The following is a 10,366-nucleotide window of genomic DNA, read 5'->3' on the forward strand; positions in this document are numbered from 1 at the left end:
AGTACTCCTTCATTCAAAAAAATAGCATCGGAACCAGTGTGCTCGGCAAACCGCTGCATGTGCTGCGGATCGGGAGCGGCCCCCGGTATCTGCATGTGAACGCCGCTCTGCACGCCAATGAATGGCTGACATCACCTTGCCTGATGTCTTTTATAGAACAATATGCTTCAGCTTACGCGGAGGGGAGGGACTGGAACGGACATGATCCTTCACTCTGGTACCGGAACTGGACCCTATGGGCGGTGCCGATGGCTAACCCGGATGGTGTTGAACTGGTACAGGAAGGCGTACTGCCGGGGCATCCCTATTATGAAGAGCTCATGAAATGGAACAGCGGCAGGCACAGTTTCCGGCACTGGAAAGCCAACATCCGCGGTGTGGATCTCGGGGACCAGTTCCCGGCTCACTGGGAGGAGGAGGTTGCCCGGCGCAGAATAACCGGTCCGGCCCCCCGCGACTACAGCGGCCCCGTCCCGCTAAGTGAGCCGGAAGCAGAACGCCCTCACAGCGCTGGCTGAGCAATATCCTGGGGAGGCTGCAGTGTCGCTGCACAGCCAGGGTGGAGAAATCTACTGGAACTACCGCGGTTATGAGCCGCCGGAGAGCAAAGAGCTGGCCGCCCGTCTGGCGGCGGCCAGCGGCTACCGCGCGGTTGAGCTGACCGGCAGTGACGCCGGGTATAAGGATTGGTTCATCCAGCGGTTCCGTAAGCCAGGCTTTACAGTAGAGCTGGGAATTGGCAAGAATCCGTTGCCGCTGGCTGATTATGAGGATATGGCGCTGGAAACAGGCTGGATTTTAGCAACGATTCTTTCGAATTTTAAATAAAAATGAAACACATCCTGCAAATTTGCGTAATATAACAGCAAAGGGTACGGCCGCAATCACAACTGCAATTGCTTCGCGGCTGTATCCTTTTCTTATGGAAAGAGGAGGATACCTATGAAACTAAGAAAATTGCTGTCGCTGAAGCGGTGGTCTCATATATTACGCAGTTCCTGGCAATACGTTATTTCGCCTTCTGTAAAGCTTGCGGACAAGCTGCTCTTCACCATTCCGGTGCTACTGTACTGGGTTTTGCCTGATATCATGCCTTTTATGCCGATTGACGATATTGGCTTTACGATGCTGCTGATGGGCTGGTTCGTGTCACGGATGGACCGCAAATATCCGGCGCTGAAGAGCGGAAGATGAAAGTTTAAAGAATCTTTTGCACGGGATTCCTGATCTATTTACCCAATATGGTTGCTTTTACAGGCCACTTTCCTTAAAATAAATTATTGAGGTTTTAAAATATAGATGCCTGGGAGATGGATGAGGAATGAACGTCAAAATTACCCGCAATGCGGCTAAAGTGATAAAAAAACCATGGAGCTTGAAGGCAACAGCGAACTGAAGCTGCGCGTAGCGATTACACATGCTCACGGCGACCATGCCCACTACGGTCTGGATTTGGACACGCCTAAAGAAACTGATGTTGTAATCTCTACAGATAAAGAGATCGATGTCATTCTTGATCCGAACCAGCCGCTGCTGGACGGTGTGAAGATCGACTACTTGTACTTCCCGGAAGAAGGCTTTGTCATTACTAATCCGTCAAAAGGTAATCATGGCGACCACTAAAAATTCGCCGATGACTAACGGACAAGAAGAAGGGTTGCTCCATGGCTAACGAAATACAAATTTGTGATCAATGCAATCACACCCGAATGAAAACCATCATGCCCAAGCTGCGCAAAATGGCGCCGGACGCCGAGATCAAAGTCGGCTGCAAGTCCTACTGCGGACCTTGCGGCAAACGGGCCTTTATCTATATTAACGGACGTTATGTCAGTGCTCCAACTGAGGATGAAGTGCTGGCGAAAGCAGAAGCTTTTGTAAAACAGCCAGTGGCCAAAGATTAAATCAGATACCTGGCAGCAGTATTCAGCCAGTGCACCCTATTAACGGATTTAGCAGCCTCCGCACCTTGTGTGGAGGCTTTTTTGCATACCACCTCCAGCAGGTTTGGGTCTGGTTATAGGGACATGGTATAATGTGCATATTGTTTCAAAGGTATATACATAGGCAGGAGGGAAAATGAGATGAAGCATCTAACAGACACGACGATATTGAATAACGGTGTGCATATGCCCCGGTTTGGTCTGGGGACCTACAAAGCGGAAGGGGCCGAAGTGGCCAAGGCGGTAGCAACCGCACTCGAGCTGGGGTACCGCAGCATCGACACCGCAGCCGTGTACGGCAATGAAGAAGAGGTCGGCCAGTCGATAGCCGCAAGCGGTGTGGCGCGGGACAGCCTGTTCGTGACTACAAAAGTGTGGAATACCGATCAGGGATATGATACAACTCTGCGGGCTTTTGAAACCAGCTGCCAAAAGCTCGGGCTGGATGTCATTGATCTGTATTTGATCCATTGGCCGGGCCAGACCCTATATAAGGACACCTGGCGTGCCCTGGAGCGCTTGTACGACGAAGGCCGTGTGCGGGCGATCGGGGTCAGCAATTTCCAGATCCATCATCTGGAGGAATTGAAAAAGGAGAGCAGTATAGTTCCTGCAGTTAATCAGGTGGAGCTGCATCCGCGGTTTATCCAGAAGGAGCTGCATGACTACTGTGCACAGCATCAGATCCAGATTGAAGCGTGGGCACCCCTGATGAAGGGAAGACTTCAGGATAACGAGCTGCTGCAGGGCATTGCCGGGAAACACGGCAAGACGGTATCCCAGGTAATTCTGCGCTGGGGGCTGCAGAACTCCATCGTCATCATTCCCAAGTCAGTTACGGCCTCGCGGATTAAAGAGAACAGCGAAATCTTCGATTTTGAGCTGTCAGCGGATGAAGTTAGCGCGATTAGCGGGCTGGATGCCGGAGAACGGATCGGGACGAATCCGGATAACCTGCTGTTCTAGAACGTCATAGATACATAAATAGCCTTAAGCTCCTTACAGCGCTGCTGTACGGGCTTAAGGCTATTTGCATGCTGCTTATTGCGGATTACGCGGCGGGAGCGGGCCCAGATACTGATAATATTGGCATTCGATCCGGCCGTTGTACAGCTTGCGGCGCTTGTCCGCTTTGCGGCCGTAGTATTGCTCGAATTCCTTGTACGGGCTGATCGCAAAAAAGGACCAAGTCGGCAAATAGAGCATCATCTCGCCAAATTGGCGGGTCAGCTTTTCCACTTCCTTGTCATTGCTGATCCGCTCGCCATAAGGCGGGTTCGTGATGATGCAGCCGTAATCGCCTTCAGGGCGGGCTTTGGCAGCCGCGAGATGCTTGAAGGTGATTTCTCCGGCCAGCCCAGCGCTTTTGGCAGCCGCTTCGGCAATTTCAATGGCTGCCGGATCAATATCGGTGCCGGTCAATTGCAGCGGATAATCGTCGCGTACGGCATCGAAGGCCTCGTCGCGGGCTTCTTCCCAGAGACGCTTCGGAATCTCCGGCCAATGTTCGGACGGGAACGAACGCCGCAGTCCAGGCGCGATATTCCAGGCAATCATTGCCTCTTCGATCAGGATGGTACCGGAGCCGCAGCACGGATCGTACAATGGGCGGTGTCCGTTCCAGCGGCTAAGCTGGATGAGGGCAGCAGCCATTGTTTCCTTCAGCGGCGCTTCTGTCGCCTGGCGGCGGTAGCCGCGTTTGTGCAGTGCCGGACCGGTGGTATCCAGAGTAATCAAGGCGATGTCGTTCAGCAGAATCACTTCGACCACATAGCGGGGGCCGTTCTCCGGGAACCACTCAGTGCGGTACGACTGCTTAAGCTTCTCAACAATCGCTTTCTTGACAATCCCCTGGCAGGCAGGTACGCTGGTAAGCTGAGATTTGTGGGACCGGCCTTCTACCGGAAACTCCCCGTTTTCAGGAATCCAGTCTTCCCAGTTGATAGCTTTAACGCCTTCAAACAGCTCATCGAAGGTTTTGGCCGGGAACTGGCCCATTTTGACCAGGACCCGGTCAGAGGTGCGCAGCCATAAATTGCAGCGGCAGATATCGATATAATCCCCGCTGAACAAGACCCGTCCGTTCTCGACCGTGGTCTCATAGCCCAGTTCGTTTAGTTCACGTGCTACTACAGCCTCCAGCCCCATAGGGGCGGTGGCGATCAATTGTAATTTACCCAAATGCGCTCAACTCCGTTTAGCTTGTAGATGGTTGCTCCTAGCCAGTACAATAAGAAAAGCAGAGAAGTAACAACGACACTGTGCATCGCCTTAATTCTATGCATGCGCTTAGTAAAGCTTGGCCTAGCCGATCCTTCTAAGTATAGGTGAATGCGCGGGACTTCACAATATCAGAAGGAGAATACATATGCTGAATCAGGAAGAATACAGTGAAATGCTTTATACAGAAGATGAATTATTGCTTGAGGTGAAAAAAGCGATTGTAGACCACGGAATGCCTCCGGTCTCCGTCGCTCCGGGATACGGGCGGCTGCTGTCGATGCTTGTCACGCTGTCCCGCTCCACACGCATTCTGGAGATCGGCGCCCTTGGCGGATACAGCGGCATCTGCTTATGCCGCGGCTTGGCTTCCGGCGGACAGCTCACCTCTCTTGAACTGAAGGCGGAATACGCCAAGCTGGCACAGAGCCACCTGGCCAAAGCCGGTTTCGGTGAAGCCGTGGATTACAGAATCGGCCCTGCACTGGACAGCTTGAAGGAGCTGGAAGCGGAGGGCCGGACCTTTGATTTCTTTTTCATCGATGCGGACAAAGAAAATTATCCGAACTACTTAGAGTATGCGATCAAACTGGCATCACCGGGAGCAATTATCGCCGGAGATAATATTTTTCTGCGCGGCCGCACACTGAATACGGATAGGAATGGACCGGCAATCCAGGCGGTGCGACGCTTTAATGAGATGATCGCCAGTGATGAGCGGCTGTCCAGCACACTGCTGCCTGCGTACGATGGACTGGCTTTAGCCATGGTGAAGTAAGCTGGTGTCTCCGGTGTCAGCGGAACCAATGGTGCCGGGTCGGCTTGTACAGCTTGAGGCGTACCCAGACTGTATTGATCAGCAGGAATCCGCCGGAAATAATGAATAAGCCTTCAATTCCGATATAACCCGATAAGAATCCGCCGATAACTGCTCCAAGCATATTACCCAGGGCCAGCGTGCTGCTGTTGAAGCCGAAGGCCCTGCTCTCTTTGCCGTCTGGAGTATAGGAACGGATGAGTGCGTTCACGCTTGGCAGCAGCCCTCCCATAAACACTCCCATCAGGAAACGGATGATGATCAGCTGCCAGACGCTTGTTACAAAGGCTTGCGGAATGAGGAACAGGGATGCGCCGATCAGCGCATAAGTCAAGATACGATGGGCGCCGACCTTGTCGCTCAGCCTGCCGAGAAGCGGGGAAGCCAGCATGTTGGATATACCGGTAACTGCGCTGACCATCCCTGCCCAGAATGCAATATTTACGGCTGAGCCATGCAGCTTCTCTACGTACAGCGGGAGCAGGGACATCGGGCTGATCATCGCAAACTGCAGCAGGAAGGTCACGCCGAACAGTGCCGGCAGCTGCGGTACCTTGGCCAGTTCTTTAAATCCTTCGAGGACGGATACCTGAGGCACTTTTGCGGCTTCGACCCGGTTGAATTTCTCTTTCACGAGGAATAAAGCGAGCAGAGAAGCGACGAACAGCAGCGCACCGACGACATAAAAAATCGGGCGGAAGCCGATCCAGTCCGCCAGCGCCCCGCCGATCAGCGGTCCCAGAATAGTTCCGGCCACCGACCCGGACTGCATCAGCCCCATGGCAAAGCCCATACGGGGTTTGGGTGTTGTACCGGATACCAGCGCGATGGAGGCCGGGTTGAATCCGGAAATCGTCCCGTTCAGCAGACGCAGCAGCAGGAGCTGCATCGGCGACTGGGCGAAGCCCATCAGTACCATGACGATGGCCATACCGAAGCTGGAGCGCAGAAGCATAATCTTGCGGCCGTATTTGTCGGCGAGCTTGCCCCACAGCGGCTGGAACAGGAACGAGGTCAAAAAGTTTGCGGCAAAAATAAGTCCTGCCCACATCCCGATAGCATGATCACCGGTTACTCCCAGATCCTTGGCGAGATAAAGAGACAGGAACGGGGTAATCATTGTCATGCCGGCATTTACCAGAAATTGGCCAAACCAAAGCACCATGAGGTTGACCTTCCAAGTCTCCCAATTCTTCAAAGTGCTTTCACTTCCTTTCAGAGAGTTCTATCTAAAAAATTCACGAAAAATTGACATTCTATCAGTATATCATATATTTTTGGCTGCCCGGTGCAACACTTGTCATAGTAATGTCATTGGATTGTCATTCCGTTGGGGTGAGAACGGTTGTTACCATCTTTTAAAAGGGGCATAATAAGTTATATGCGTCAGCAACTATCCTATCAAACTAATGGAGATCTTATCATGACCTACAATGATACTTTTATCCGCGCCTGCGGACAGCAGGACACGGACCACGTTCCCGTATGGTACATGCGGCAAGCCGGCCGTTATGATCCCGAGTACCGTAAAATCAAGGAAAAATATTCGCTGCTGGAAATTTGCAGCCAGCCGGAACTTGCGGCGGAAGTAACCTTGATGCCTGTGCGCAAGCTGGGTGTGGATGCGGCTATCCTGTATTCCGACATTATGAACCCGGTGGCTTCCATCGGTGTGAAGTTTGACATCGTGAAGAATATCGGCCCGGTTATCGAGAATAGGGTTGCGACAGCTGCCGATGTGGACCGGCTGAAACCGATTGATGTAGAAGGCGACCTCAGCCATGTGCTGGAGACTATCGCCATACTGGACAAGGAGCTGGATGTACCGCTGATTACGTTTGCCGGTGCCCCGTTTACGATTGCCAGTTATCTAATTGAAGGCAGGCCTTCAAAGAGTTATCACCGTACCAAAGAAATGATGTTCAGCCAGCCCCGCGTCTGGGAGAAATTGATGGATAAGCTGGGCGATATGGTAATTGCTTATCTGCGTGCCCATGTGAAGAGCGGCGGCAAAGCCTTTCAGCTGTTCGACAGCTGGGTGGGTGCACTGGCACCGCGTGACTTCGAACGGTATGTGCTGCCTACGATTTCCCGTATTTTTGCCGAATTGTCGGATCTTGATGTACCGAAGATCTATTTCCCGGGCGTAAGCTCCGGGGAACTGCTGCCAAGCCTTACCAAATTGCAGGCTGATGTCATCGGACTGGACTGGCGCGTGAGCCTTACTGAAGGCAGACGCAGAACCGGCGGAGGTTTTGCCGTTCAGGGCAATCTCGATCCTTATCTGCTGACAGCCCCAATGGATCTGCTCAAGGAGCGGGCTAAGGATTTGATTGATGAGGGCATACAGGAGCCGGGATATATTTTCAATCTGGGTCACGGCTTATTTCCGGAGGCTTCCCTGGACACGCTAAGAGAGCTGACGGAGTACATCCATGCGTATTCAGAGCAGGCGCTGAAACAAGCAGCTGCACTGAAATAATAATACTGGAAGCACTGGTATGAACATTATTCACAAAAGGAGATGGATTCCGTGACAGCTAAAATTGGTGTACTTGTGATGTCTTACGGCACGCCTGAAAGTCTGGAGGGTGTGGAGGCCTATTACACGCATATCCGGCGCGGCAACGCGCCTTCCCCGGAGCAGCTTAAAGAGCTGAAGGACCGCTACGAAGCGATTGTCGGCGGCGTGTTCCCGCTCCGGGAGAATACGGACCGTCAGGTGGAGGCTCTTCAGGAGATGCTGAACCGCAGCGGCGGGGATGTGGAATATGTGTGCTACCAGGGACTCAAGCATGCCCAGCCTTTTATTGAAGACGGCGTTGAAGCTATGGTGCGGGATGGCATTACCCAGGCGGTCGGCATTGTACTTGCCCCCCATTATTCTGTAATGAGTGTCGGCACATACATCAAACGGGCAAAAGAAAAAGCGGATGCCAGCGGAATCCGGATGGAATTCGTGGAGAGCTACCACCTGCATCCGGAACTGATAGACGTGCTCAGCAGAAGGGTATCAGCAAAGCTGGATCAATTTGAAGAGACCGGCGCAGCCCGCGGAGATGTGCAGGTCTTATTCAGCGCGCATAGCCTGCCTGAACGGATTCTTGCCATGGGCGATCCTTACCGGGATCAGCTGCTCGAAACCTCCAAGGCAATCGCTGACAGGGCAGGAGTCACCTCCTGGCAGTTCACCTGGCAGAGTGCAGGCAGAACGGCTGAACCTTGGCTGGGCCCGGACATTCTGGATACACTGCGTGAGCTGTCCACAAGCCAGGTGAAGTACGTGCTGTCTGCTCCGATCGGGTTCGTGTCCGACCATCTGGAAGTGCTGTACGACCTTGATATTGAAGCCCAGGCGCTTGCTTCCGAGCTGGATCTGCGGCTGATGCGGATTGATTCGTTAAATAGTGATCCGGCGTATATGTCTGTGCTCAGCGATGTAGTCCGCACCAAGGCAAGTCAGCTGAAGGTGATTCAGCCATGACGGTTATGCCCCGGAAGATCGTTATTATCGGCGGAGGCCTCAGCGGCCTCAGCGCCGCGTTTTATGTCCGTAAATTTTACCGGGAAGCCGGATACCAGCCTGATATTGTGCTGATCGAGAAGGAAGCTGCACTTGGCGGCAAAATTGAAACATTGCACCGCGACGGCTTCGTCATTGAGAAGGGGCCGGATTCCTTTTTGGCCCGCAAAACAGTGATGAGTGATCTGGCCAAGGAGCTTAAGCTGGATCATGAGCTGGTAACAACCAATCCGAATGCCAAGAAGACGTACATACTGCAGCGGGGCAAGCTTCACCCGATGCCGGCCGGGCTGGTTCTCGGCATTCCTACCGAGCTGAAGCCGTTCCTCAAGAGCGGCCTGGTATCCTTCAGCGGCAAAATGCGGGCGATGCTAGATTTCGTGCTTCCGCCGCGCCGGAGCAGTGAAGATGAGTCGCTCGGAGAGCTGATCGAGCGGCGCCTGGGAACAGAGGTCCTGGAGAATATGACAGAACCGCTGCTCGCCGGCATTTATGCGGGTGATATGCGTAAGATCAGCCTTCAGGCCACCTTTCCGCAATTCGGTGAAGTCGAGCGCAAGTACGGCAGCCTGATCCGCGGAATGACTACCGGCCGCAAGCCCGTCGAGACGCATACAGGTACCAAGAAAAGTGCCTTCCTGACCTTCCGTAATGGTCTGCAAAGCCTTGTGGAGGCCTTAATCCGTGAACTGCATGATGTAGAGCAGCGGACCGGAGCGGCAGCAGCGGGGATTACGGTGCTGAACAATACTGCAACAGATGCCCCGCGGTATGAGGTGAAGCTGGAGACTGGTGAAATTCTGCAGGCGGATGATATTTATGTCACCGTACAGGATTTTGCTGCAGCGGAGCTGTTCCGTCCGTATGTTGATGTATCTCCGCTGGAGAACGTTAATTATGTATCCGTTGCGAATGTGGTGCTGGCTTTTGCCAAGAAAGACATCGTCACCGAGTATGACGGCTCCGGTTTTCTGGTTCCACGTAAGGAAGGACGCAATATTACAGCCTGCACCTGGACCTCCACGAAATGGCTGCACACCAGCCCTGATGACAAAGTACTTCTGCGCTGCTACGTCGGGCGTTCCGGTGATGAGCAGAATGTGGAGCTGCCGGATCAGGCGCTGACTGAGCTGGTGCTGAAGGATCTGCGGGAAATCATGGGAATTACGGCTAAACCTCTTTTTGCTGAAATTACCCGGCTTAAGCATTCGATGCCGCAATATCCTGTCGGGCATCCGGCCAGAATAGCCGGTTTCCGCAGTGAGCTGGGACAGAAGCTGCCCGGCGTTTATGCTTTTGGTGCAGGCTATGATGCTATTGGCTTGCCGGACTGCATTAAGCAGGCTAAGGAAGCTGCCGAAAGCGCTGCGGCCGGCTTGAAGAAACAGCCGGAACCCGAAGCTGTATTCATTTAATTAAAGAACGGTGAGCCGGGATAATTCGGCTTCACCGTTCTTTTTTTGCCGGATAGTGAAGTTAACAGTAGCAATACTCCCTGCGGTTTGGAGGGGGGAGTGTGAGTTATGCTATAATAGAAACACTTTTAATACAAAGGAGATTCTTAGTACCCATGTATCCGCCGCGATCACGCAAAAGAGAGAAGAATAAGCGCAGCAGTAAACGCCGACGCAGAACGGTATGGTCATGGATTAATGTTAGCTTATTATTGTTGATTACTGCCATGTTAACCTATTATTTTATTGGAGACTCTGACGGCGGCCATTCCTCGCAGCCCCCGTTAACGGAGACAGCAGGTTCGCCATCCCCATCTCCGGAGCCGGTTACTGCTGCCCAGCCTTCCGCAACGGTGACACCAGAACCGGAAGCTACTGCGACACCTGAGCCGTCGCCTTCCGCTACTCC

Annotated in this window: 9 protein-coding genes and 2 pseudogenes; 9 read left to right on the plus strand and 2 right to left on the minus strand. The window is 53.1% G+C overall.

Translation table 11 applies throughout. The features are described 5' to 3' along the window. The 5 genes and pseudogenes from AQR02_RS07185 to AQR02_RS07205 form a co-directional block, all read left to right on the plus strand. A pseudogene (locus tag AQR02_RS07185) lies at positions 1–828 on the plus strand (M14 family metallopeptidase); the annotation flags it as partial. A gap of 114 nt (positions 829–942) precedes the next feature. Next, positions 943–1,194: a hypothetical protein gene (locus tag AQR02_RS07190; RefSeq protein ID WP_054940000.1), complete on the plus strand. Its 252-nt coding sequence runs from the start codon at positions 943–945 to the stop codon at positions 1,192–1,194. 127 nt (positions 1,195–1,321) lie between these two features. Next, a pseudogene (locus AQR02_RS07195) lies at positions 1,322–1,623 on the plus strand (HesB/IscA family protein). Positions 1,624–1,664: 41 nt separating this feature from the next. Beyond that, entirely contained in the window at positions 1,665–1,904 is a 240-nt protein-coding gene (locus AQR02_RS07200; protein ID WP_054940001.1) for a YuzB family protein, read from the plus strand. Between the two features lie 180 nt (positions 1,905–2,084). Then, the gene (locus AQR02_RS07205) at positions 2,085–2,909 is read left to right on the plus strand and encodes an aldo/keto reductase (RefSeq protein ID WP_054940002.1); all 825 of its coding nucleotides are present in this window, start codon (positions 2,085–2,087) and stop codon (positions 2,907–2,909) included. 75 nt (positions 2,910–2,984) lie between these two features. Here the strand turns inward: AQR02_RS07205 and AQR02_RS07210 are convergent, their stop codons facing one another. Next, positions 2,985–4,124 (minus strand): THUMP domain-containing class I SAM-dependent RNA methyltransferase, encoded by a 1,140-nt coding sequence (locus tag AQR02_RS07210; RefSeq protein WP_054940003.1) that lies wholly within the window; start codon positions 4,122–4,124, stop codon positions 2,985–2,987. A gap of 187 nt (positions 4,125–4,311) precedes the next feature. Between AQR02_RS07210 and AQR02_RS07215 the strand changes: the two genes are divergently transcribed. Further along, positions 4,312–4,941 carry an O-methyltransferase gene (locus AQR02_RS07215; protein WP_054940004.1) on the plus strand — a complete coding sequence of 210 codons (630 nt, stop codon included), beginning with the start codon at positions 4,312–4,314 and terminating at the stop codon, positions 4,939–4,941. Between the two features lie 16 nt (positions 4,942–4,957). Here AQR02_RS07215 and AQR02_RS07220 read toward each other — a convergent pair whose 3' ends face one another. Continuing rightward, entirely contained in the window at positions 4,958–6,178 is a 1,221-nt protein-coding gene (locus AQR02_RS07220; protein ID WP_054940005.1) for an MFS transporter, read from the minus strand. A 225-nt stretch (positions 6,179–6,403) separates the two neighbouring features. Between AQR02_RS07220 and hemE the strand changes: the two genes are divergently transcribed. The 3 genes from hemE to hemG are packed head-to-tail and all read left to right on the plus strand — an operon-like array spanning position 6,404 to position 9,918. Further along, positions 6,404–7,462, plus strand: coding sequence for a uroporphyrinogen decarboxylase (gene hemE, locus AQR02_RS07225; RefSeq protein WP_054940006.1), 1,059 nt, complete (start codon positions 6,404–6,406; stop codon positions 7,460–7,462). Positions 7,463–7,513: 51 nt separating this feature from the next. Next, a complete protein-coding gene (hemH, locus tag AQR02_RS07230) occupies positions 7,514–8,464 on the plus strand; it encodes a ferrochelatase (RefSeq protein ID WP_108721981.1) in 951 nt (316 codons plus the stop codon). Then, the gene (gene hemG / locus AQR02_RS07235; RefSeq protein ID WP_054940008.1) at positions 8,461–9,918 is read left to right on the plus strand and encodes a protoporphyrinogen oxidase; all 1,458 of its coding nucleotides are present in this window, start codon (positions 8,461–8,463) and stop codon (positions 9,916–9,918) included. The genes hemH and hemG overlap by 4 nt, the downstream gene beginning before the upstream one ends. Positions 9,919–10,366 lie beyond the last annotated feature (448 nt).

This window comes from Paenibacillus ihuae, from assembly GCF_001368795.1.
In the GTDB taxonomy this organism is placed as follows: Bacteria; Bacillota; Bacilli; order Paenibacillales; family Paenibacillaceae; genus Paenibacillus_AQ; species Paenibacillus_AQ ihuae.

Bases quoted from the DNA above. Each gene is read 5' to 3' on its own strand.
- AQR02_RS07190 (WP_054940000.1), top strand. From the start codon at position 943: ATGAAACTAAGAAAATTGCTGTCGCTGAAGCGGTGGTCTCATATATTA.
- AQR02_RS07200 (WP_054940001.1), top strand. From the start codon at position 1,665: ATGGCTAACGAAATACAAATTTGTGATCAATGCAATCACACCCGAATG.
- AQR02_RS07205 (WP_054940002.1), top strand. From the start codon at position 2,085: ATGAAGCATCTAACAGACACGACGATATTGAATAACGGTGTGCATATG.
- AQR02_RS07215 (WP_054940004.1), top strand. From the start codon at position 4,312: ATGCTGAATCAGGAAGAATACAGTGAAATGCTTTATACAGAAGATGAA.
- hemE (WP_054940006.1), top strand. From the start codon at position 6,404: ATGACCTACAATGATACTTTTATCCGCGCCTGCGGACAGCAGGACACG.
- hemG (WP_054940008.1), top strand. From the start codon at position 8,461: ATGACGGTTATGCCCCGGAAGATCGTTATTATCGGCGGAGGCCTCAGC.